Here is a 25377-nt window from a genome sequence, read left to right as displayed (position 1 = left end):
CGTTATAAACTAATACTAATAGAAAGATTTACAATATGTTTAGTTTTGTCTTTTTTGATATTTAGTTGATATTTATTTGGATACAATAATAATAACCGTTTTTGTACATTTTTCAACCCTATTCCTCCCACTGTATTTTTATTAATTAACTGATCATAACTATTCATAACATCTAGAGTAAGCTTCCCTCCTGCTTCTTGAATTTTTATTTTAATGACATTTGTACTACTATCTATATAATTACTGCAATGTTTAAATGCATTTTCAATAAAAGGAATTAATAATAAAGGTGCAATTTTTAATTGAGGGTTTTCTGATTTGATATCATAATCTAAATGAATATCAGAGCCTCTACGTGTCTCTTCAATTTTAATATATTTTAACACATAGTCTAGTTCTTTTTCTAATAAAATATGAGAATTACTTTCATACAATTGATAACGCAACAGCCCTGAAAATTGAAGTAATGTTTCTTTGGCTAATACATCATTTTTTCCAATTAAATGGTAGATACTATTGATCCCGTTAAATAAGAAATGAGGGTTCATTTGAGCTTTCAAGTATTTTAATTCAGTTTTATAGGTTTCTTCTAAAAGACTTTGCCTATTCTTTTCAGATTTTTTATGTTCTAATTTAAAAATGTAGAAAAAACCAACGCTACTATATATAATATGGAATATCGTATTTGTAATTAAACTCCCTTCTAATTCCTTTATATCAATTTTATAAATACCATAAAATATGTAATCTAAATAGGTTTCAATTAAAGATATAGCTGTAATTAAAAGAATAGAAAGTAAATAAAATTTCATTTTTTTATTAAGAACATACATTTTGGGAACTAACCAAAAAACCTGTGTATAAAATAAAACAGCATTAAAAAAAAGTCCATAAACATAGGCGTATGCTAAACTACCAGAAGCCGTAGTAAAACCATTCCAATTAAATTCAGCTCCCATAGTAACAAACCAATAATTGAATAACCAGAACAATACATGTCTTGCAATCAACGCTATTTTGGAAGTATTCATTTTGAATGTTTTGAACAAAGGAAAGCATAATTTATTTGTATTACCCCGTTTTTCTACGTTCATCAATAACTATTCTACGTTTATCAAATTATTCTTTTTTGAAGTATCTATTTCTATTGTTTTGTTTTAAATATTTTAAAATGAAAGTATATTTTTTTGCTATTTTATGTCTATCTATTTTATCTCTGAATGCTCAAGATAAAATTCAAAAAAAGAATAATTTAGAATTCTCTACAGGTTATACTATTGGTTTTTTAAAAAACTTAGCATTTGCTCCTGTTAAACGCTATGATTACAATGCATTAAACTATCAATTTCGATATACTCGCATAACTAAAAGAGAAAAGCTATTTGAAATACAATTTGATTATTTGGATTCTGAATTAGAAACCAATATAATTCCAGAGCCTAATCCTCAATATTCAAAAATTGTACTAAACTTCAATTCATTAAAACAAGTTTATGTAAATAAGAAGGTTAAAATACATATAGGTTTACAGGCGCAAACAAATGTATTTTCTTATTTTGATTGGAAACAATACGATTTTCAACAAAAATTAGGAATAGCAGGTCGTTTTACTTTTAAGATAAATAAAAAACACTCCTTATCTTCTAAATTAACACTTCCATTTATCATGTGGAGGACTTCAACTTTTGAAGAAAATTTTTACTCACTAAATACATATCAAAGTGTTCTTTGGAATACAGCATATCAGCACACACTTTCAAAACACTTTGATTTGAAAGCAAGCTATGGTTTTAATTATGATAAACTTCAAATCTCAAAGGCATATGGTGAGATACAACATCAAATTAATCTTGGTATTAATTATAAATTTTAATCAATTATGAAAAATATAAAACTATTCATTTATGTATCGATTATAGCATATACTCTGATTTCTTGCACAAATTCTTTGATAGGAGATGAAGGGGAACTAGATGAGGATATATATTTAAACTATGAAACAGTTACTGATTTAGAATTGCCTTTTGAAGAAGAATGGTATGTATTTAATGGTGGAAAAACACATAAAGAAGGAGCACATCATTTTACAACTCGCGGTGGTGGCGAACGATATGCAATTGATTTTGTAATAGTGGTAGATACAGAAATAAGTAATGGTATATTAAGAAAGATACATTCAGGAGATGGTAAGAAAAATGAAGACCATTATTGTTTTGGCAAGCGATTGAATGCCCCAGGCGATGGAAAAATAACAGAGGTTGTAAATAATATTGATGATAATCAACCAGGTACTATGAATAGGGATCAGCCTGGTGGTAATTACATTATAATAGACCATTTAAATGGTGAAACTTCAATATTAGCACACTTAAAAAAAGGCTCGATTATGGTTGCTGTAGGAGATACTGTGGTTAAAGGTCAAGAAGTTGGTAAAACTGGAAATAGTGGTTCTTCAGGCGCGCCACATCTTCATTATCAGTTACAAGGAACATCAGGTCGCTTAGGTGGTTTAGGGCTTCCTGCCCAATTTTTGAATTATTATGAAGATGATGTACTTGTAGAACGAGAGGAACCAGTAAGAGGTCAAAAAATTAGAAAAAATTAAAAAATAAGAAAATAGAAACTTTATCCATAAACATTACACGTTCGCTCTTCCTATTGCTTTGGGCCAAAGCAAAGTTGCATCACTCAGAATATTATATTATAATGGATTATAAGTGCTTAGATTGATCAATCAACGCTATGTATATCGGTAATTTCGTATCCCTTTAAATAGATAACAGTAATACCATGTGAGTCTTCTATATCAGACCAAAAAGAGATTAGCCATTCATCTTTATCTTCATTTAAAGTACCTATATCACTAATTCCTACCTTAAAATTGGTGTGATCTAACATATTAAAATCTTTAAAATTTTCTTCTACACTAGTTATCGTTTTTGAATTTATTATTAGAGGATTTTTAGACTTAGCATCTTCATATAAGATATTGCATAAAGCCAGTTCGTAATCTGTTTTAGACGTATAAAAATAATCTGTGTTCTCATCCAATATATCGCTTAGTATTTCTTTCTCTCTTCTGTTTTCTATAAACGCTTTTATTTGTTCTTTTCTTTTGGGCGTTTTATAATCATTTATAGTTTCTAATATAGTATTTATTTCATCTCTAAAATTACATGTAGCAACATCTCTTCTACTTCCTTTTAATTTTTCATCTATATCAGTAAGTTTTCTCGCTACCCATTTTTTCTTATTATCATAGTAACGTAGCTTAGTGCTATCTTTTTCTACATCTTTCTCATTTTTATTAAGTTGTAATACCAAATTATAATAACTTATTGCTTTATCGTAGTTACAAATAGCAAAATAATCATCTCCTATATACTCAGCTATTGAACTATTGTGGTACTCTTTATCGCAATGAAACAGCTGTTCGTTAATTTCTATAGACAAGCCATGTGAAACTTCTTTACTAAAAGAATGTAAAAGAGAAGAATTACTATTTTTCCTAATCTTGTTATATAAGTATTTCGCTTTTAATGGATATTTTCTGTATTGATCATAACTTTCTTTATAAATGCTATCATTATACAATTTTTCCTTTCTATGAGCTCTGCATAGTTGAAGGTATTCATTAGCAGATTTTGACACTTTCATTATTGAATCGTCTATTAAAACATTAATATCATCCCACCATCTTGGTTGTTCAAAATAATGAATAGAATCGCAAATCAAAAACTCAATTTTTTTCTGGCTGATTTTCTTTTCACTTATTTTACTGCAAGAACAGAGGATAAAACTTATAAAACACAAAAAGACTAACTTAAAATATGCATTCATTTATTTTTAATTTTAAAATAGATGTTCCAAAAATAATAAAAAGAAGATTTACCTACTATTAGATAAATGGGGGCTCATGAACCAATCCTACAGAAGTTTTATGACAATTGCCTAAAAAACTCTTCGGAAAATAAAAACAATAAGAAAATAATAAGATACCTAAATATAAATTATAAGTAAAACGGCGAATAGATTTTTTCTATTCGCCGTTTTCATATAGTATAAACTAAGGTTAAACAAAAAATGGATATTATAATGTTAGTTTTGTTTATTGTTTTTTTTATACGCAGTTCCACCAAGAGCAGATCCAAAGACTAAACCAACTCCGGCTCCCAATGATATTCCTATTGCTATATTATTTATTAGGATTCCTATACAAAGTCCAATTCCTGCTCCAAAAATTAAACCTAATTTTATATACTTATTTTTCATTTTATTTATTAATATTAATTCTCTTTTTGTCGTATCTAATTAACAATAATTGCTAGTGTAATTAACTTTTTTTATCAAACTGTAATTGGATGAGAACTCATAGAGAGTTATTAAATAGACTTTATACGCGAATAAATGGGCTTTTTTTCCACTCTCTAAAAATTAAGTTGAAAAAGTATGCGGAATCATTCAGTTTTATTTCCATTTGATACTACACCCCATGCTAGGTTTTTGATCATTAGGAACTTCTGAATTATTTAAAATAGCTGTTAATGCTGTTACTAATTCGTTTCCAGTAGCGATCCCCATTTCTGGTCTTGTTTCATCAAATCGTCCTCTATAAACCAGTTTTAAACTACCATCAAACACAAAAAAATCAGGGGTGCATTCTGCTTGATAAGCTACTGCCACTTCTTGAGTCTTATCATATAAATATGGAAAACTATAGCCTTGACTCTTTGCAACTTTTTTCATCATTTCTGGCCTATCTTCGGGATAATAATCTACATCATTACTACTAATAGCAATAAACTGAATCCCTTTTGCTTGAAATTCATTGGCTACCTCTACTAATCTATTATTTATATGATGTACAAATGGGCAATGGTTACAAATAAAGGCTACTACTGTGGCTGTACTTGACTTTATCTCAGAAAGAGATATTACAGTATCAGAAATTGTATCAGGTAATGAAAATAATGGAGCTTTTGTTCCTAACTCCATCATATTTGATTGTACTAATGACATATTTTTTGTTTTAAGTGGTTGATCTGATCCTGCTGAAAATAAAATTCACCAACAGGATCAGGTCAACTAAGGATTAATTTCTAATACATTTTCTTGAGTAAATTTAAAAGATCATTTATATTTTTAAACATAATCTAAATATCCTTCAATACCTGGGGTATAAAGTTTTTCAACATCTGGTGCTGCTAAACTTTCTTTATTCTTTAATTTTTCAATTAGGTTAGGGTTAGCTATAAAAGCTCTTCCTATATAAACCAAATCGTATCCATCCTCTAATAATTCCTCAGCTCTTTCTGCACTCCATACATCACCCCCACCAAGCATGGTTCCGTTGAAGTTATCTCCTATAGTTTTCCATATTTGGGTTGCAAATTCTGGTGCTGACATCGCTGCTCGTTGATCAGCAATATGAATATAAGCTATACCTATTTTTGACAGTTCTTGTGCTAAGTAGGTATAAGCTTCTGTAATTTCCTTATAGTCTCCTGACATTCCATTAAAAACACCATAAGGAGAAAATCGTATTCCTACTTTGGATGCTCCGATAGCATCTGCCATTTTTTTTGTAGTCTCTAATGTAAATTTTGCTCTACTTTTATAATCACCTCCATAATCATCATTTCTCTGGTTAGTCCCTGGGTCTAGAAATTGGTCTAGTAAATATCCATTTGCACTATGTATCTCTATACCGTCAACACCTGCTTTGATCAGTTTTGTTGCTGCTTGTACAAATTCATCTTGTGCTTGTTGAATATCGGTAAGATTCATTTCTCTAGGAACATCATGAGGTTGCATCCCTTCTTGATCTGTATACATCTGCATTGAAGTTAATGGAATTGCGGAGGGCGCTATAGTTTCGCTACCATCGGGTAAATTAAGAGATGCAGAAACTCGTCCAGTATGAAATAATTGAACAAAAATAGAGCCTTGATTCTCATGTACACCTTTTGCAATAGATTTCCAACCTTCAATTTGTATATCTGTATATGCAGAGGGAATTCTAGGATATCCTGTTCCGTTTGCGGATACAGCGGTGGCTTCCGATATAATAAGCCCTGCTCCTGATCTTTGGGAATAGTACTCTTTCATTATATCGTTGGGAATGTTATCAATGGCTCTGCTTCTTGTCATAGGTGCCATTACAATTTTGTTTTTTAATTTTAATCCTGATAATGTAAATGGTTCAAATATTTTCATTGTATTGTTTTTAAATTAATTTAATAATAGACCGTTCGTTTATTTTTGAAATAAAAAAACAGAATGATTAATTGACGTTTTTTTCTTTATTTTTTATAAAAGTCATATTGATATTTAGAAATAGGTCTAATGGTTCACTACTTCTTTCTACTTTCATTCTACCTACAGCACCATTAAAACTATCAAACAAATAATTTGCAAGATGTAATGCTTCTATATCGTCAACTATTTCTCCTTGTTCTTGTCCTTTTTTTATAAAAGAGGCCAACCCTCTACTCCATCTATCATATACACCAGATATTGAATTTGAGACAGAATCAATAGTACCAGCTACTTCTGTGCTTAAGTTTCCTAATAAGCAACCTACTTTAAAATCATTATCTGTATACCATTTTATATGGATTTTAAAATGGTTTTTTATTCTTTCATAATAAGATAATGATTCATCTGATAGATTTTTTTCAAAATCTTTGCCTATCACTTCTTCAAAATGGCTTATTGCCTTAATAACAAAATCTTCTTTACTTTCAAATGAATGGTAAAAAGAGCCTTTAGGCATATCACACGCTTTAAGAATATCTCTAATCCCAGTATTGTGATAACCATTAAGCCGGAATAGCTCTATTCCTTTTTCTAAAATGTTATTTAAATCATGTTTTGCCATTATTAGACCGATCGTTTATTTACGCAAATATACAATAATAGACCGATCGTTTATTGATAGAAACACTAAATATTTGTTAATATTTTTTTTTCTACTCAGCATACATTGCATCTACTCTCCTATTGTAGAAAAGGTAATAATGACGTATTACCTTTTGATGGTTTTTAATGAAGTTAGTTATTTTGTTATACTGTAATATTATTTTTCATTTGGATATTCTTTACGTGTATTCACATCTATCCATCCTTTTTCTCCATTAATAGTTTCATAATTAATAAAGTTTGCTGTTACCATACCAAGATTCTTATATTTTAGTCCATTCTTCAAAGGATAAATCCCATACTTTTCATCCTTTTTTACAATAATTAATGGTTCTATTAGTTTGATTTCATCATATAATATCGGTAAAAGTTCCTCTGCAAGTGTACTACCATATTTTGACTGATTAATATCTATGATCTGAGGGGGTTTTACTATTCCGTTTTCGTCTTTTTGTTCCGTATCCTCAATAACATTCCCAAAATTAAATTCTATATTATCATCATTATAAGTATATAAACCCACTTTTTTATTTTTACCAACAACAAGCAAGTGTGTTCTATCTATATAACCATCTACAAAGCTACTGTTGCCATCATAACCATCTCTTTTGGTTTTATTAAGAAATGTAACATCATATTCTGCTTCTAGGTTTTTGAGGAGTAATTCTTTTTGACTAGGGAAACCTCCAAGCCCTCCTGTTCTAATTTCAATAGCATTAAAATGTTTATTTTTCTTTGATTTTATAATCTCAAAACTTGTTGAACTAACTGTTCCACAAAAAGAATAGCTTATAATTCTCCTGTTTGTTTCTTTACCTAACACATCAATATACTTTACGCTATTATTGGTGAGAATTTGCAAATTCCCTCTGTCGTAATAGGCTTCTCTTACATTGTTAATAGGTAGTTTATCTAGTTTTAAATTATAGATATCAAGTTTATTTTTATTTTTTCCAATGATATACTGATTTTTTCTTTGGATACTATCATATGCGGTGTCAATCAATATTTCATTGAAAGAATTTGTGATATACTTTTTGCCTTTTTGAGATTTTACCCCATAAAATTGTTTAGAATTACCTCTATGCATAAGTTCTTTAAAAACACTTTCATCTAGATTAGAACTAATTTGTTCTGTGGCACCTTTTTCTTTAAAATTTACAAGTAAACCATTATTCTTAGTCGGGATGATGTAATACTCCATATCATCATCCTTGGTTAAAATAAGTATTGGTTTATTGTTATTAAGTACAAGGATATTAATAGTATAAAAATCTACGTTCTGTAAACGCCATTTTTTTGTATCATCATCCTTATTTTGGTATGAAGAACCTAAGCCACCTCTATAAGCCTCAGTAAAACTCAAATCTAAATAAGTAAAAAGCTCTGAATTAAATTGTTTAAAAATAACTTTGTTTTTGGTCGTATCATCAGAATAACTACTAGAATCTATATAAGTACTACTCCACTCTTTATTTGCAATTGTTTTAAGTAAATTCTCAACAGATTGTGTTTTTACATCACTTATATTAATGATTTTATCTGAATATTTTTTTATACCTTCAATTGTATAATCTCTATCATCTTTGCCTAATAATCTGAATGATTTTATTGGAATTGCTCCTTCATAAAAAAATTCATAATCTAATTTTGAATAATGATTTGCTATTTTTTTTTGATAAAAATCTAGCGCACCATCTTCATTTGCACCTACATGACTTATATTATTAAGCCTTATAAGTTTACTTTTTTGATTATTAAAATGTATAGAATCTATTGTTATAGCAAAGCCGTTGTTAGTTTTTATGGTATAATACTTACCATCTAGTAATTTATTGTTTACAAAATCATTTTTGCTAAGATGTTGTGTTAACTGTTTATTTTCAGAATAAGAACGTTCTTCAATAATTGTATTATCAGTATACTTTATAATCTTTGCTGGATTACCTGTATGGCTCCAATACAACGTTTTTGTATAATTATCTATAGGTGGCGTAGCTTTGTCAAACGTATGAGTTTTATTATAATTAGTACCAGAATAGTATCGTTTATTAAATTTACCTATAGTGTCATTTGTAATAAATCCTTCTTTAAAGGTTTCTGAAGTAATAAAAGCACCTTTATTATTAAAGAGTTTAACTACACCTTCTTTTACTCCATTTTTATAAGTAATAGTTTTCCAAATTGAACCATTATTATGGTAATATTCTAGAGGTTCATTTGTTGAATTAAAATTTTGTTCATACGAAGAGTCAAATCCATTCTCATCATACCAATACACATCACCTACAAGTTTTGTGAGACTATCTGTATATGCATATCCTTGCATTTGCATATTTCCATTTTTGTAATAGTCAATAATTAAGGAAAGGTTCTTTGTAGTTTTTAATGGTAACAGCCTATAAAATTGATGTTTTGACCTAATTGTAGGTTTCCAGCTGCTGTCAAAATATAGAGTATCTTTGTTTTGTATGGCCTGTGAAAAGCTATTTTGAAATATAACAAAAGATCCTATTAATAAAATTAATGTATGAATTCGGGGTTTGTTTTTTATTTCCTTCATGTAATTTTATTATTCCTTTTGAATTTTACAAATATATTTTTTCTACGGTGTTAAGTACTTTTTAATCAAGCATAAATATATTTATTTTTGTTATACAGTATGGTTAGAAATTTGTACTGAATTCCTAATTATCAATTCACAGTGTATCCTAGAAATTGTTTTATTGAATTATAGCTTTTTTTATTTCCTGCTTTTATAATCCCCATTATTCATAGAATGATATAAAAAAGAAGCTGCCAGATTCGACAGCTTCTTAAATTACATCTCGATTTATGAGTTAGATAAATAGATTATTTTTTTACGAAAGAGGTAGTATAACTAGCTCCATTCGAAATAACTTTTAAGGTATACGTACCTGCTTGTAATTTTGTGATGTTTATGTTTGATCTATATTTTCCTTGTAGTACTGTTTTACCAAACATATCTATAATATTGAATACTGCTTTCTCTGCTGGATTAAAAAGAATGTGTATTTCTTTATTTGCAGGAACAGGGTATACAGAAATTTTATCTTCTGGTGGTATAATTTTACCAGATTTATTAGCGCTACAAGATGAAATAAATTTCCACCCTCTAAAAGTACGCTCCCATAAATTTCCTCTATGTACTACTCTATCTCCTGGTTGGTATGATACATTTGGGCTCCATGGTGCTACACCGTTACAAATATCGGTAGGGTCTCCAGGTAATGTAGTCGCAGTAGCTATATTACTAAACTCTGATTTGTTTCCTGCTGCATCTATTGCTAATACTTTAAAAGTATATTCTGTACCAGCTGTTAAACTTACTGCCTTATATCTGGTTTCTGCTACAGTAGTAATCATCGTATTTCCTCTATACACCTCATACCCTGTTACACCAACATTGTCTGTAGAAGCTGTCCAAGCGAGATCAATTGTTGTTTGTGTTGGATTACTAGCAGTTAAATTTGTAGGTCTTGTAGGAGCCACATTATCAGTACTTCCTGTTTCTGTATAAGGTTTAATTCCTGTTTGACTTTCTATCCAAGATGCAGCATTAGCAACATTTCCCCAAAAGCCATAATCTGTACAAGGAGTTCCTTCTCCTCCACTCACTGCTCCAACCAAAATTCTTTCAGACCTGTTACTGTTATATACAACCAGCGGGCCACCACTATCTCCTCTACACACCATTCTTCCTTCTGTTTCTTCAACTCTAATACGTTCGTCAGATAGTTGCACAACTCCAAATTTTAATGATGCTCCTTGCAAATGATCAGGAGAACCACCATTAGGCCCCAATTGCCCCCAACCTGTAGCATAACAATCTTTACCTTGCTTTACATAGCCTTCTGTAAAAACATCAGCTGATGCATATTTGATGGCTTTAGCATATCTACCAGACAAGTCTAATGGAGTACTTAGTTCTAAGAGACTTAAATCACATCCTGAACACGGAAACTTAATAACTCTTTTTACAGTAGACGTCTGTCCTGTTGATCTGTCACTTCTTTTGGTGTACCCGACTCCTATCCTTCTTCCTACGATTCCTCCAACACAATGTTCTGCAGTAAGAATCCAAGTAGGTCCTATAATTGTTCCTCCACATCCACCTAAATCGGCTTGATATGGATGATTTTCAATCAAAACATCTTCTCCATTTTTTATTTTTGCAACGTTAGACGGGTTATTTTCCGAGTCTGGTTTTACTTGAGCTTGCAATTCTGTAACAGATAAACAAATAATTAAACTTAAAATAAGTAAATAAATTTTTTTCATGATTTCTAATTTTTTAAATTAAAATGATTTATTTTACTTAAACACAGCAAGTTGTAAATTATTTTGAAGATAAATTTCACTTATAATTAAAAAAATGTAAGATTTAACTTCTAAAATAAAAAATAATAGAAAGTAATGGGTATTCGTCTATAATTCTGATACTTACATCTAAGTTTTAAACAAGAAATATTGCTTAATGATACAAAAAAAACAATCGTAATTAACTATAATTTAGCTTTTTAACTAATTCCTACAATGGTTTTGTTAAACAACTAAAAGAAGTATCTTTTCTCGTTGAAATTACTCATAAAAACATCGTAATTATTAAGCTTCAGATTGACTATTACGCCAATTATGGCTTTGTTAATGTATTGTACGTCTTAGATTTTATAATTCTCTTTTAGTATCGTTATCAAGAATTCGATAGTATGTATTCTTTTCAATAACAGACTATTCAGCTACCCTTTTGCAATTAACTCTTCACATTTGTCAAGTCTTCTTTAGAATCAAAAGAGATAATAAATTTAGTTCCAACACCTAATTGGCTTTCACAATGAATTTTACCATTCATAGACTCGATATATTTTTTTGCAATTGATAGCCCTAAACCAATAGATGCTTCTCCCTCGGTAGGTTGTGCGCTAAGTTTTTGAAACCTCCCAAATAGTTTTTTTTGATCTTGTTGACTAATACCAGGTCCCTGATCTTCAACAACAACATATGTTTTTTTATTACTAGATCTTACATTTATAAAAATAGTACTTCCCCTATCAGAAAACTTGATTGCATTAGAAGCTAAATTTTCTAATACCTGAATCATATAATTCTTATCAATTTCTACAAAGTGATTTCCTGGTTCTGATGTAGCTATTATCCTAATTTGCTTCTCTTCAGAGGTAAGACGAAAACATTTTACAACATAATTAACCAATTCTACCAAATTAATAATTTGATTCTTTAATTTAACTTGATTTGTTTCTAGTGCATGTATATCCAAGATACGACCAATCATTTGTGAGAGACGATCTGCCGAGTTATCAATCTCTGTTAAATAAGATTTCTGATCATCGGTCAAATCCAAAGATGTCATATCCAGTAGTTGCATTAATAATCGTATGTGACTAAGTGGGGTTCTAAGGTCGTGAGCAACTATATTTACCAACATATCCTTTTCTTTATTCAAGTCAACAAGTCGTTTATTTTGTGTAGCTACTTCTGCCGTTCGCTCCTTAACCTTCTTTTCTAATAGTATATTTTGCTCTTGGATCAACCTTTCATTTTCTTTGGCTGCTAATAAAGCATCTAGTTGAGCATCTTCTTTTTGCTTTTTATACATATTAATCCTATCACCAAGGGCAAATGAAAGCAACACAACTTCTAAAGCAGAACCAATTTGCATTGCATTTACATACTTCATAACAAAAGTCAGATTTAAAGACTCAAGAATAGCAAAACAAATACCTACTATAAGAGCTCCCCAAGCAAATAAATAATATTTAGCAGGGCGATACCCTTGCAACTTAAATTGAACCCCTAAAATAAGAAAATACACTGCCATGATTAGAAGACCGCCTTGCGATAATTTCAGGCCTTCTATTTTATAACCAAATAGAACTAATACACATACTAAAAGACCTACGATAAGAAAAACTATCAACCCCTTGTGCATAATAGAGTTCGATTTTTTAGTATTTAAAAACTTTTGTGTAAATAAGGTTGCTGTAATCATTGTCAACCCTGCACTGACTACCACAATTTGATTAATAATAGGTGAATTGGGCCAAAAATACTCAAAGAAATATCCAAATATCGAAGCCATAAACCATGTGATACTGAATACATACGCAATGTAGTAGAGATAGATTCTTTCTCTTGTAGAAAAATATAAAAAGAGATTATAGAGAAAGATTAACAACATAAACCCAAAATAAATACCTTGTAGAAAATCTAAATCATGTTCATACGCCGCAAAATTAGCTAGTGTACCAACTCGAAGAGGAAAAAACAAAGGTTGATCACTCTTTACTCTAAGATAAAAAGTTCGTGTAATATTCTTTTCAAAATCCAGTGCAAACAGATAATTTCCTACTTTAATCTCTCTACTATTAAAAGGTAAATTATCACCTGTATGCCGTATTGATAAAAGTTTATTTTTCTCATCAAATTCATACAAGGATATAGAATCTATATAAGCAGATCCCACATTCAGGTAATGATAATCTCCTATCGCTTTGGTTACTTTGAATTTTAACCAGTAAGCAGAGGCTGTACTAGAAAAGTTTATAGTTTCTTGAGAATGTTTTTTAAACTTATTTTGAATATCAATTACAACTTCTTCAATAGATAATTCAAGAGAAGAATCCTCCAAATAGTGAGTTTGCGTTCCAATATCAAGTAACTCCATCGAGTCATCCAGTATAATTTCTGTTTGACTAAATAAGCCAAAAGGAGAGCATAATAGTATTGATAAGAACCCTAAATAATATTTTAAATAAGTTATCATTCTTAATCTTTAAATACTTTGAGAAATTAGTTTTCTTATAACAAGGAAATTTTATGAAATACACTAGTTGAATTTACTAAAATATTTATTGTAAATAACGATTTTACTTGTAAGTTTATATACCATTTTGCGAATATATGAACAAACTTGAAATACTAAATAAAAAAGCTAACCGAATTGTATTAAGCGTTGCTGATGACCCACAAAGTCGGTATAAATTACGTTATGAATTTTATCAAAAATATGGAAATTCTTTGATTAAAGGTAGTAATGGACTTGGAAATTCTGAATTAGCATTTATTGATTGGGAAATAAAAAGAGGTGTGCTCAACCCTGTAAATGCAACACAACCTGGTAGTCTCTGGTGGAGAACAGTAAATAGCCATTTTTTGTATTTAGGAACACTTGCTCAATTAATTAAGGAGTCTGGAGAAACATTTGAAGAGGTTCCTACTCCTGTTAATTTTTGGCTTGATTATATCAATACACCCAATGAATGTTCCTGGTATCGTGCGCACAACTCAAGTATAATCTCAGGGTATCAACTAGCCGATTCTTTGGCTTTTACTGAAAATATTTATGAGCAATATTTTATCAATATTGTATTCTATCGATTACTTTATGCACAATCTATAGTTCAAGGTGTAAATTTTGGAGTCTTAGGTAAAATATTTGCTAATCCTAGAGGGTCAGCAGTTTCTTTAATCACAGATATAGAAGCCTTTTATCCTAGTCACTATCCATTATCAAAAAAAGATATCACTTATGTAATTCATCATGTACATAACTTTGTTGGAGTAATTGAAAACGTTTTGGATACACTTTTTATAGTACCTCATTTGGACAAGCTATATACCAAAGCCGCCAAATGGAACAGCGCTCCAATAGTGAAGAAATTTGTAAAAAATAATCAACCATTATACCCAATTACTGAAAATGAATTGAATTCAGAACACTTCAACAATAAATTAACAACCAAAAAAACACATATTTAATTAAACGCACAAAACAATGCAAAATAAAGAAAAAAGCAAAAAAAAAATAGCCATTCTAGGCAGTGGTATGTCATCTCTGACCACTGCTTATGAACTTAGCTCTTATAAGAACTGGCAAGATCATTATGATATAACAATTTATCAAATGGGCTGGAGATTAGGAGGTAAAACGGCAACTGGTAGAGGGCCTAATCAAAGAATTCAAGAACATGGTATTCATATTGCTCAGGGGTGGTATGAAAATGCATTCAGACTGATACAAGACTCTTACAAAGAATGTGAAACACATAATCTTATGCCTGATAGTCCTTTTAAATCTTGGGATGAAGCTTTTGATCAAGAAAATACCACATTACTTACTCACTTTGACTCTAAAAACAATAAATGGATCAAAAAGAATATCGTTTTTCCTTCTAATGAATATATTCCTGGACAAGGTGGCCCTTTGCCTTTTTCTGCCATTATACACAAAGCAGTAGGCCTTGTCTCTGAAATATTGTTTGGTACAAATCCCAATAAAAATGGATTAGCAAATATAGCCTCTGAGTCTCATGAGGATATCAAAGCACCTGAACATCATTCTCTTTGGGCAAATTTCAAACCTAAATTTGAAACTTTTATTAAGACTAAAATATTTAGACATGAGGGAGAAAAACTATTGAATTATGTAGCTGAATTAGTTCAAAACTTAATGACAAATAAAAATCATGATCATGCACAGCGAAAAGATCATCATTCAATAATCAAAGAGCTTCTTAATGTACTTTTTAAATGGGTTACTAAGCTTATTGACTCCATAACAGAACACAACGAATACTCATATTGGCTTGCTGTATTTGTAGAATTTGGGCTTATTAATATGAAAGGAACATTTGAAGATGTGTATAACTCAGAAACTCATGAGTTAGACTATGAACGTGTCAATCATTTAGATTACAGGGAATGGCTCAAAAACCATGGAGCTAGTGATCGTTTATTGAGCTCTGCAATGGTACGCTTTCTCTATACAGGAACATTTCATAATCTCACAGGAGCTGATCAACAAGGTAGCTTAGCAGCTGGAGTTGGTCTTCATTTCTTGACAAACTCTGCTGGTTACAAAGGGTCTTTTGTATGGAAATTCAAAGCTGGAACAGCTGATACCATGATTACTCCAATTTATTTAGTGCTTAAAAATAGAGGAGTCAAATTCAAATTCTTTCATAAAGTTGAACAAGTACACTATTCTGATACTGGTGAAATTGAGAACATATCTATGGCAGAACAGGTAACCTTAAAAAATGACTACTACCACCCTACTTATAAATTAAAAGGTATAGATGTATGGCCAGGAGAACCTCTTTATGATCAAATTGATGATCAACAAGCAATTGCACTTAGAAAAGGTAAATATGATCTTGAAGAATCTTGGTGTGGTTGGAAAAATGTAAAACAGATTTCGTTAGAGAAAGGTAAGGATTTTGATTATGTTGTCTTAGGTATTCCTATTGATGTTTTAGGAGGTAAAGAAGGTATTTGCAAGGAAATTATTGATAAAAATGAAACATGGCGCAATATGTATCACCATGTTAAAAGTATTCCTACAATGTCTATGCAATTATGGATCAAACCTACACTAAAAGAATTAGGGATGAATCTACCGGATTGGGGATTCCCAGAAGGATCATTGCCCAATTTGGTGACCTATGCAGAGCCACAATACTCTTTTATAGATATGTCACAAGTGATGCCATATGAGGATTGGAAAGAGGATAAACCAGGCGTATTAATTTACTATACAGGATCATTTTTGGATCCAGAAGTCATACCTCCATTCTCAGATCATACGTATCCACATGAACAACTAGAGCGTATTATACGTGTTTCAGAACAATGGCTTAAAGATAAAATGGGGTGGTTTTTTCCCAATGCTACGACCTTTGAATATCCTGAAGGAATGAGATTAGATGTAATTCATGATTTTTCAAAAACTGCCAAAACTGATTATGATAGATTAAAAACACAATTTTTTAGAGCTAATGTAAACCCCACAGACAGATATACATTGTCACTTCCTGGATCAAACAAATACCGTCTTCAAGCAAATGAATCTGGTTTTGACAATCTTATCCTTACAGGAGATTGGATTAATTTTGGTGTTAATGTAGGGTATTATGAAGGTGCTATCGTTTCTGGTCTTCAGGCTGGTCAAGTAGTACGAGATAAACTTGGATTACCAAATGAAACTAAAATTTTTAGTGGAGTACAATTAAAGTAATAATATAGTTTTCTATATAAAGTTATAGATCTTTCTAAATAAGCTAAGGTCAAATTTATATAAATTTCTATATTCTTTATGTTTTCAAATATGGAAAAGCTAGCTTTTCCATATTTGATTATTTGATATCTAAAAATCAATCTAGCAACAAGACCATTCTCCTGTAGATGGATTATACATTGCTACTAATGGATAAGGACAAATAGGAGCCTTACCTCCATTAATTGCTGTTTGTTCATTTTTATTTAAAGCCGTACCTAAATTTGAAATGTTTGTTAACATAATAATTAAAGTTTTAAGATTTATTCTAAAATAATCAAATTAAACTGGAAAACAGGGAAATAATAGACAAATAATTTTAGTTATCATGAATTAAACACACTATTTAGAGTTTATATATAAACCTAATTTTAAGGTGTTTACAAAGTATAAAATCATCCAAACCTTCCTTTTTATCATGGTACATAAAATAATTGAATAGACATATTTTTTTTATTAACCACATTTCAATAGAATTTAATTTACCTACTACATATCTTATTTATTATACTACTATAGAAAACAGGATTACATCCATTTATTTCATTTCTAGATGGTATCTTTGCCTTAGTTATTACGAATTTTACATTAAACAGTCATCAGTTTCTATGCCATTTAAAAAATTACATTCCGATATACAAGAGAAGTTAGAGTTTTTAAAAATAATGACACCTACTCCTTTTCAAAGCAAGAGTATTCCTGTAATAAAAAGTGGTGCTAATGTTTTTTGTACAGCCCCAAAAAATAGCGGAAAAACAACCACACTTATACTTACAACCTTGCAAAAATTAAAATGTGAGGCAGTTGGAAATGCTCCAAGAGCTGTAGTTCTCGTAGAAAATAAAGAAAGAGCATTAGAGTTATATGATGCTTTTTTAGAATATACTAAACATAATTCGTTACGAGTATATGTAGGGTATGAACAACTACATATTGATGTACAAAAATCTGAAATATTTATGGGTATAGATATTCTTATTTCTACACCCAAAACAATGAACAAGCTATTTTTATTAAATGGTGTGAGTATTTCACAATTGAAGATATTTAGTATAGACGATGCAGAATTTCTAATTCAAAAACTAACGTATACTGCGCTTATTTCGATTACACAAAGTATAAAAAAATGCCAGTTTGTAATATACTCAGAAAAAATGCATCCAAAACTAAAGCGTTTTGAGTCCTATTTTATGGAACACTCCAAAATAATCTCTATATAAAAGCATCAATGATTTAATCTTGATTAGGTTTTATATCATTTTTTAGAGTTATAATCTTCTAATAATAGCCTACCATTTACTGAATTTTAAAATTCAAGCATAAGTATACTTGATAAACTTGTATAATAACAAAAAATAAAACTTATGATTATACCTAAACTACATTATATCTCTCAAGGAAACTCTACAAAAGAACATCTGGAGAATATACAAAAAGCATGTACATCTGGGGCAGAATTGGTACAACTACGTTTAAAAAGTGTTTCAGAAAAAAAACTTTTAAAGTTTGCCAAAGAAGCTAGAGAAATCACATCTCATTTTCAAACCAGATTAATTATTAATGAGCACTATAAAATAGCAAAAGAAGTTAAAGCAGATGGTGTACATCTAGAAGAAATAGCCTCATGCCCTACCAAAACCAGACAACATTTATATACTTGGCAAATTATTGGCGGAACAGCAAATACTTTACAAGATTGCAAAACATTGATTGATAAAGAAGTTGATTATATAAGTTTAGGTCCTTATACATCAACAACAACCGCAGACAGTTTGTACCCAGTTTTAGGTTTAAATGGGTATACTGAAATTACAAAAACCTTAAAAACAAAAACACCAATTATAGGCATTGGCAACATAAAAGTTGATGATGTTACAGATATATTAGAAACAGGTATTTCCGGGGTTGCTGTGTCCCAAGAAATTACCAGAAATTTTAATATTATCAGAACATTTAACCAATTACTAAATGCTTCCTCAACAGAAGAGCAACGTTATACATTTAAATAAAACTGGAATAATTTTAAAAGCATTATATATAAGTCTATAGAATAGTTATCCTTACTTTTTTCTTTTTTAATCGAGAGTTATTTAATTTCTCCACCAATTCTTTAGCAATAGTAAGAGGAACAGCCACAAATGCACAATCTGATTTTAGCTCAATAGTTCCTAATTGATCTTTATTAACACCACCTTGCTTAAAAAACAAACCAGCTATATCGCCTTTAGAAATTTTATCTTTTCGCCCACCAGAAATAAATAAAGTTTCCCAAAACTGTGGTTTAAAAAGGGCCTTCTTAGAAATATTTATGCCTTCAACATTTTTAATAAATTCAGGTAATAATTCATTTTCCCATTTTAATACATAAGCAGTTCCTTTGGCATTAACTCTGGCTGTTCTACCATTTCTATGAATAAATTCTTCTTCATGTAGCGGTAATTCATAATGAATAATATATTTCATTTCTGGAATATCTATGCCTCTGGCAGCTAAATCTGTAGCAATTAGTACTTGACATGTTCCGTTTCTAAATTTAATTAAAGCACGTTCTCTATCTTTTTGCTCCATACCACCAGAAAAACAAGTATGCCCAATGTTATTCTGCGCTAAAAAAGTACTTACTTGGTTGATACTATTTCTTAAATTACAGAAAACAATTCCTGGTTCATTGCCTATATATTGTATCAAATCCAACAAAGTTTTCAATTTGTTTTTATCTTGAGAAACTACTGTTTTAATAGCTAGTTTTGATACTTTATTTTCTTTTAAAAAATTAATGGTATGAGGTGTGTCTAATCTAACAAAGCTAGGAATAGCAACACTCTGAGTAGCAGAAGTTAGAATACGCTTGTTTATGTTTGGTAACTGACTTATGATACCTTTCATCTCATACTCAAAACCGATTTCTAAAGACTTATCAAATTCATCTAATATGAGTGTTTTAATACTAGCTTTAGAAAAACGATCATTATCAAAATGATCTAATATTCTACCAGGTGTTCCTATTAAAATAGCAGGCGTGTGTTTAAGTTCAATTTTGTCTTTAGACATGGGCCTACCACCATAAACTGCATTTATCTTATAACCAGACCCCATAGAACGAAAAACTTGTTCTATTTGAATTGCAAGCTCTCTTGATGGCACTAGTATTAATGCTTGGATATCTTTGGATTCAGAGTTTAAAACTTTTAATAGGGGTAATAAAAAAGCTAATGTTTTTCCTGTTCCTGTTGGTGATAATATGATGGTGTTTGTTGATCTCTCAATCACTGAAACAGCTTCTTCTTGCATAGGATTCAAGGCGTCAATATTTAATTTCATCAAAATATCCAGTTGATTCTTACTACTATTTGCCATAATGATTATTTCTTTTTATACTCTTTAGATAGCTTAGATTTTAAATAACTGGAATGAATTGTACAAACTATATAGACTCCGAAAACCTTACTAGATATGAATTCCTACGATTTTTATTATAAAATCTTTGCAGCAAAGATAACTACACTTTGTTTACAAAAACGGATAAAATATTAATTATGGTTTAGATTTTTAAAAAACAAGAAATGATTAATAAAAAAGAGAGATCACCTGTATAAGACGATCTCTCTTTTTCCAGAAAAAGCATGATTTTATACTATTTCATGATAGGTATTATTTCTTTTTTAAAAGACCTGCTATAAACAGAATTACAGAAGCCCCAATAACGCCTCTTAAAAGATCTCCTAAGATACCTCCCAACAAATGAATTCCTAAAGTTCTAAATAACCATCCTCCTAGCAACCCACCAATGATTCCTAAAATTATATTAATCAAAAGGCCAAACCCTCCACCTTTCATTAATTTTCCTGCTAGCCATCCTGCAACAGCTCCAATTAAAATAGAATACAATAATCCACCCATAATATATGTTTTTTAGTTTACCATCTAAAGGTAATAAATAATCTATTCACCAAAATACAATCACTTATTGCTTACTGTATTTTAAATATCCCTCCAGTGTACCATATACTTTATTGATATAAAACTAGACTTTTATCTTGATTTTTCTTCAACAAAAAAGAGTACCAATGGATGCATTGGAGCGTTTAGTAGCGTTTCTTCTATTATGTTTGTATTAATATTTAATCAAAAAAAATGGATACGATAAAAAGTCAAAAATTATGGAAACCTCTTTTAATTTTTATAATTCTACTAATTACTATTTTATTAACACGAGAATATTTCTCTCATAAATTGATAGAGAACGGAATAACTCTTTATCAAACACATATCTATTTAGGTATTATTGCCAATGTGGTATTAATTATAATATCTTATTTTTTTATGCGTAAAAATAAACTTTTATCAATTGCAGGGGTAAAAGGTAAAAAACTAAGAAAATTCACTCTTTTAATATTCCCTTTAATCTATCTAGTATTATTAAATATACTTCTTTTGGAAGAGATTAATACAAGTCATCTTCCTTTACTTCTTATATATTGCATATCTATAGGTTTTGCAGAAGAATTTAGTATTAGAGGGAGTATTCAATCATATTTAATTAAGTATTTAGGGACTAGTAATAAAAGTGTAATCTGGTCTATATTTGCTTCGTCAATTTTCTTTGGGTTATTACACCTATTCAAATTTGATAAAGGTTTGTATGGTGAATTATCTCAGGTTTTTTTCGCCGCATTTATAGGAATAATGTTTGGTGTTTTATTGGTTATTACTAAAAGTATTTACCCTTTAATTATTATCCATACTCTTATAGATTTTACGGGAAAACTTGATACAGCAGGATACGCAGTTAAAAAACATATCAGTGAACCAACATCATTAGAGAATAGTATACTTATAATTTTATTAGTATTACCATGTTTGATCTACGCATTATTTATAATAAGAAAAAGAAATCTCACTAAGGTATAATAGCATAATTGTTATACAGAATGATAGTCTAAAAATACTTTTTCATCAGTAAAAAAGGATATTTTTATTAATGTAATACATCAGTTATTTTGTACACACTTTTTTAGAGCAATAAAAAATCCGAAGTCTTTTTAAAGAACTCCGGATTTTATGTTACTAATATATTTTGACTATAACTTTCTTCTCTTTTTTTCTTGAGAAAGTAAATTAAGTTCTCTGCTAGTTTGTCCTGCTACCGATGTATTTTCTTCGGCTCTACGAATCAAATATGGCATTACATCACGTACAGGTCCAAAGGGTAAATATTTTGCTACATTATATCCTGCTTCTGCAACATTAAAACTAATATGATCACTCATACCGTATAATTGACCAAACCAAACTCTAAAATCATTTTTGTCAATAGTAAGCTCGTTCATTAATTTCATTGCCAAGTAGCTACTATGCTCATTATGAGTCCCTATAAAGACAGAGATATCATCTATATTATTCAAAATATAGTGCATTGTAGTATCAAAATTTTGATCAGTATGTTCTTTATCTTTGCAAATAGGAGTTGGATATCCTTTTTCTTTTGCTCGATCATTTTCTTTTTCCATATAAGCGCCACGAACGATCTTTACACCTATTTTAAAGTCATATACTTTAGCTTCTTCATGTAGTTTCTTTAAATAATCAAGGCGATCATGTCTGTATAGTTGTAATGTGTTATATACAATAGCTTTTTCTTTATTGTATTTACGCATCATCCTAGCGACTAAATCATCTGCAGCATCTTGCATCCAACTTTCTTCACCATCAATCAATAAAGCTACATCGCAATCATAGGCTTTTTTGCATACCATATCAAATCGCTCCTCAATACGTTGCCATTCTGCCTCCTCTTCTGCTGTCATTGGAGTACCTTCTGTTTTCTTTTGCCAGATCAAAAAACGACCAAACCCTGTAGGTTTAAAAACACCAAATGGCATAGCATCTTTTTGATCTGCAAATTCCAAAAGTTTCATGGTTTTATCCAATACAGCATCAAACTGTGCTTCTTCTTCTTTGCCTTCTACAGAATAATCTAATACAGACGCTACTCGTTTTGTATACATCTTATCAACAACAGACAAGCAGTCTTCTTCACTAACTCCTCCGCAAAAATGATCAAAAACAGTGGCTCTAATTAGTCCTTGAACAGGCAAATGTGCTTTTATTGCAAAATTAGTAACCGCAGTTCCTATTCGAACCAAAGGTTCATTAGAAATCATTTTAAACAGAAAGTAAGCCCTCTCTAACTCAGAGTCACTTTTCAAAGCGAACGCTGTTTCTGTATTATCAAACAAGTCGTTTTGTTTCATCAAGAATTAATTTTAAGAATCTTTAATTTAAAAGATGTATTCATACTAATAAAATCAATTTATATGAATACAATTACACTTATTTTAAGATTTGTGCAAATATAGAACTTGCTAGTTTATTTTATTATAAATTCTGCTTAATTTCGCCTCTTATAATTTTATACCATATGAAGCCCATAGTTTCAAAAGATTCAATCGTATATTTTGGACAAGAATGTTATACTGCTTTAAATACATATTTAGCAGAAGCTAATCATTCAAAAATATGTATTCTCGTTGATAATAATACCCATGAATACTGTTTATCATTATTGATGAGTAAAATTGAAAAAGAATATGATATAGAGGTTATAGAAATTGAAAGTGGAGAAATTCATAAAAATATTGAAACCTGTAGCGGAGTATGGAATGTGCTATCAGAATTGGGAATGGACAGAAAGAGTCTAATAATCAATCTAGGAGGAGGTGTAGTCACAGATTTAGGAGGTTTTATAGCATGTACCTATAAAAGAGGGATTAGTTATATCAATATTCCTACATCATTACTGGCTATGGTAGATGCTTCTGTAGGCGGAAAAACAGGTGTAGATTTAGGAAACCTAAAAAATATGGTAGGTGTTATCAGTGAATCTGAAATGGTTCTGGTTGATACAGAATATCTTTCTACACTCCCTACAAATCAAATGTGTAGTGGTTTTGCAGAAATGTTGAAACATGGATTAATTCAAGATAAATCATATTGGGATAAAATAAGTGATCTTTCTCAATTAACCTTAGAAGATTTGGACCTAATGATTTATGACTCTGTAGTAATCAAAAATAAAATTGTTACAGAAGACCCTACCGAACAAAATATTAGAAAATATTTGAATTTTGGACATACATTAGGGCATGCAATAGAATCATTCTATCTCACGCATCCTGAAAAACCTACATTATTGCATGGAGAAGCTATTGCAATAGGAATGATTATGGAAGCATATATTTCTGCAGAACTATTATCACTTACCAAAAATGAATTACAAAATATTAGTGAGGTTATTCTCGCTACATTTCCTAAAATAGATATAAACCCTGCAGATTATCATAGTATTGTATCTTTGCTTATACACGATAAAAAGAACGAAAAAGGAAACATTTATTTTGTGTTACTTTCTACGATTGGAGAAGCTAAATACAATTGTATTGTTTCTGATGAATTAATACTTCAATCTTTTGGGTATTATGCCTCATTATAAACAAATGGCGTGCGTAAAAAATGTTTTTTATTCTTTATAATCTAAGGAAAAAACTTCTTCTTTAAATAAATATTTAATTTATAGTAACTTAGCTGAAGTAAAAAATATAAATATCTCTCTTGAAAAGAAAATTCTTAAAGCTTCTAAAAATACTTATAATAAGCGTATGTACAATTATTAGTATCACTGGAGCTACCTTATACTTCTCACTACATGAAAAGCTTCCTGAAGGAAAAACAGGCATAGAAGCAGATAATTTTGCTTTAAAAATTCAAAAGGCAGTAAAACACAATCAATATGTAAAGACGGAGTATTTACAGTGGACTTTTAGAAAGAAGAATCATTATTTATGGGATAAAAAAAACAATACCGTAATTGTTGAATTTGATGCTCATAAAATATATTTAGATCTTAAGAATCCTAAAAACAATAAAATTATAAGCGCTAAAAAATCTTCTAGAAAAATTATAAAAAAAGCAATCAACAGTTTTTATAATGATTCTTTTTGGATAGTAGCTCCACACAAGCTTTTTGACCAAGGAACAATTCGTAAATTAGTCACATTAGAAAATAACAATAAAGCTTTACTAGTTACATATTCTTCTGGTGGGAAAACACCAGGAGATTCATATCTATGGAAGGTAGATAGCAATTATCTACCTATAAGCTATAAAATGTGGGTTTCAATTATTCCAATAGGAGGTCTTGAGGCAACTTGGGAAAATTGGAGTAGTACAGAAAGTGGTGCATATTTGGCGCAACAGCATAGATTATTAGGCTTTGGGATTCCTATTACTAATCTAAAAGCATGGAGTAATCCCATAAATAAAAAGGGTGAAGCTTACACTCCACCCTCATTATAGCCCAA

General features: G+C 30.1%; 22 protein-coding genes. 9 read left to right on the top strand and 13 right to left on the bottom strand.

All coding sequences use genetic code 11. The annotated features are described in order from the left end of the window. Positions 1–2 precede the first annotated feature (2 nt). Positions 3–1031 (bottom strand): sensor histidine kinase, encoded by a 1029-nt coding sequence (locus DG508_RS15935; protein ID WP_159090865.1) that lies wholly within the window; start codon positions 1029–1031, stop codon positions 3–5. Between the two features lie 140 nt (positions 1032–1171). On the opposite strand from DG508_RS15935, the gene DG508_RS15930 reads away from it, so the two are divergent. Further along, complete coding sequence (locus DG508_RS15930) at positions 1172–1873, top strand: hypothetical protein (RefSeq protein ID WP_108869098.1); 702 nt, start codon at positions 1172–1174, stop codon at positions 1871–1873. A gap of 6 nt (positions 1874–1879) precedes the next feature. Beyond that, positions 1880–2605 carry a M23 family metallopeptidase gene (locus DG508_RS15925; protein WP_108869097.1) on the top strand — a complete coding sequence of 242 codons (726 nt, stop codon included), beginning with the start codon at positions 1880–1882 and terminating at the stop codon, positions 2603–2605. 125 nt (positions 2606–2730) lie between these two features. On the opposite strand, the gene DG508_RS15920 is transcribed toward DG508_RS15925, so the two are convergent. The 8 genes from DG508_RS15920 to DG508_RS15885 form a co-directional block, all read right to left on the bottom strand. Continuing rightward, complete coding sequence (locus tag DG508_RS15920) at positions 2731–3735, bottom strand: hypothetical protein (RefSeq protein ID WP_159090864.1); 1005 nt, start codon at positions 3733–3735, stop codon at positions 2731–2733. Between the two features lie 363 nt (positions 3736–4098). Continuing rightward, a complete protein-coding gene (locus DG508_RS15915) occupies positions 4099–4272 on the bottom strand; it encodes a hypothetical protein (RefSeq protein ID WP_199912799.1) in 174 nt (57 codons plus the stop codon). A 195-nt stretch (positions 4273–4467) separates the two neighbouring features. Then, entirely contained in the window at positions 4468–5019 is a 552-nt protein-coding gene (locus tag DG508_RS15910) for a thioredoxin family protein (RefSeq protein WP_108869094.1), read from the bottom strand. Positions 5020–5142: 123 nt separating this feature from the next. Beyond that, positions 5143–6216, bottom strand: coding sequence for an alkene reductase (locus DG508_RS15905; protein ID WP_108869093.1), 1074 nt, complete (start codon positions 6214–6216; stop codon positions 5143–5145). A 67-nt stretch (positions 6217–6283) separates the two neighbouring features. Continuing rightward, positions 6284–6880, bottom strand: a complete 597-nt coding sequence (locus tag DG508_RS15900) for a TetR/AcrR family transcriptional regulator (protein WP_108869092.1) — start codon at positions 6878–6880, stop codon at positions 6284–6286. 198 nt (positions 6881–7078) lie between these two features. After that, positions 7079–9484 carry a toxin-antitoxin system YwqK family antitoxin gene (locus DG508_RS15895; RefSeq protein ID WP_108869091.1) on the bottom strand — a complete coding sequence of 802 codons (2406 nt, stop codon included), beginning with the start codon at positions 9482–9484 and terminating at the stop codon, positions 7079–7081. A 290-nt stretch (positions 9485–9774) separates the two neighbouring features. Then, positions 9775–11223: a trypsin-like serine protease gene (locus DG508_RS15890; protein WP_108869090.1), complete on the bottom strand. Its 1449-nt coding sequence runs from the start codon at positions 11221–11223 to the stop codon at positions 9775–9777. Between the two features lie 472 nt (positions 11224–11695). After that, entirely contained in the window at positions 11696–13726 is a 2031-nt protein-coding gene (locus DG508_RS15885) for a sensor histidine kinase (RefSeq protein WP_108869089.1), read from the bottom strand. A gap of 137 nt (positions 13727–13863) precedes the next feature. On the opposite strand from DG508_RS15885, the gene DG508_RS15880 reads away from it, so the two are divergent. Both DG508_RS15880 and DG508_RS15875 read left to right on the top strand, forming a co-directional pair. Beyond that, complete coding sequence (locus DG508_RS15880; RefSeq protein ID WP_108869088.1) at positions 13864–14721, top strand: hypothetical protein; 858 nt, start codon at positions 13864–13866, stop codon at positions 14719–14721. A gap of 16 nt (positions 14722–14737) precedes the next feature. Continuing rightward, a complete protein-coding gene (locus DG508_RS15875; RefSeq protein ID WP_108869087.1) occupies positions 14738–16978 on the top strand; it encodes an NAD(P)-binding protein in 2241 nt (746 codons plus the stop codon). 141 nt (positions 16979–17119) lie between these two features. Here the strand turns inward: DG508_RS15875 and DG508_RS21065 are convergent, their stop codons facing one another. Then, positions 17120–17260: a hypothetical protein gene (locus DG508_RS21065; RefSeq protein ID WP_159090863.1), complete on the bottom strand. Its 141-nt coding sequence runs from the start codon at positions 17258–17260 to the stop codon at positions 17120–17122. Positions 17261–17625: 365 nt separating this feature from the next. On the opposite strand from DG508_RS21065, the gene DG508_RS15870 reads away from it, so the two are divergent. Together DG508_RS15870 and DG508_RS15865 are read left to right on the top strand one after the other, a co-directional pair. Next, a complete protein-coding gene (locus tag DG508_RS15870; RefSeq protein ID WP_108869086.1) occupies positions 17626–18237 on the top strand; it encodes a DEAD/DEAH box helicase in 612 nt (203 codons plus the stop codon). 144 nt (positions 18238–18381) lie between these two features. Further along, positions 18382–19026: a thiamine phosphate synthase gene (locus DG508_RS15865; protein ID WP_108869085.1), complete on the top strand. Its 645-nt coding sequence runs from the start codon at positions 18382–18384 to the stop codon at positions 19024–19026. A 34-nt stretch (positions 19027–19060) separates the two neighbouring features. Here the strand turns inward: DG508_RS15865 and DG508_RS15860 are convergent, their stop codons facing one another. Both DG508_RS15860 and DG508_RS15855 read right to left on the bottom strand, forming a co-directional pair. Continuing rightward, positions 19061–20374 carry a DEAD/DEAH box helicase gene (locus DG508_RS15860; protein WP_108869084.1) on the bottom strand — a complete coding sequence of 438 codons (1314 nt, stop codon included), beginning with the start codon at positions 20372–20374 and terminating at the stop codon, positions 19061–19063. A 294-nt stretch (positions 20375–20668) separates the two neighbouring features. Then, entirely contained in the window at positions 20669–20917 is a 249-nt protein-coding gene (locus DG508_RS15855; RefSeq protein WP_108869083.1) for a GlsB/YeaQ/YmgE family stress response membrane protein, read from the bottom strand. Positions 20918–21151: 234 nt separating this feature from the next. Between DG508_RS15855 and DG508_RS15850 the strand changes: the two genes are divergently transcribed. After that, positions 21152–21928 (top strand): CPBP family intramembrane glutamic endopeptidase, encoded by a 777-nt coding sequence (locus tag DG508_RS15850; protein WP_234418250.1) that lies wholly within the window; start codon positions 21152–21154, stop codon positions 21926–21928. Positions 21929–22098: 170 nt separating this feature from the next. Here DG508_RS15850 and DG508_RS15845 read toward each other — a convergent pair whose 3' ends face one another. Further along, on the bottom strand, positions 22099–23271 hold the full coding sequence (locus tag DG508_RS15845; RefSeq protein ID WP_108869082.1) for a proline dehydrogenase family protein: 1173 nt from the start codon (positions 23269–23271) through the stop codon (positions 22099–22101). A 167-nt stretch (positions 23272–23438) separates the two neighbouring features. Between DG508_RS15845 and aroB the strand changes: the two genes are divergently transcribed. Both aroB and DG508_RS15835 read left to right on the top strand, forming a co-directional pair. Further along, a complete protein-coding gene (aroB, locus tag DG508_RS15840) occupies positions 23439–24509 on the top strand; it encodes a 3-dehydroquinate synthase (RefSeq protein WP_108869081.1) in 1071 nt (356 codons plus the stop codon). A 119-nt stretch (positions 24510–24628) separates the two neighbouring features. Then, complete coding sequence (locus DG508_RS15835) at positions 24629–25372, top strand: hypothetical protein (protein WP_108869080.1); 744 nt, start codon at positions 24629–24631, stop codon at positions 25370–25372. Positions 25373–25377: the final 5 nt, after the last annotated feature.

This window comes from Aquimarina aquimarini (assembly GCF_900299535.1).
In the GTDB taxonomy this organism is placed as follows: domain Bacteria; phylum Bacteroidota; class Bacteroidia; order Flavobacteriales; family Flavobacteriaceae; genus Aquimarina; species Aquimarina aquimarini.
The sequence above is the reverse complement of the archived record's forward strand: the minus strand, read 5'-3'. Positions and strand labels throughout refer to the sequence as shown.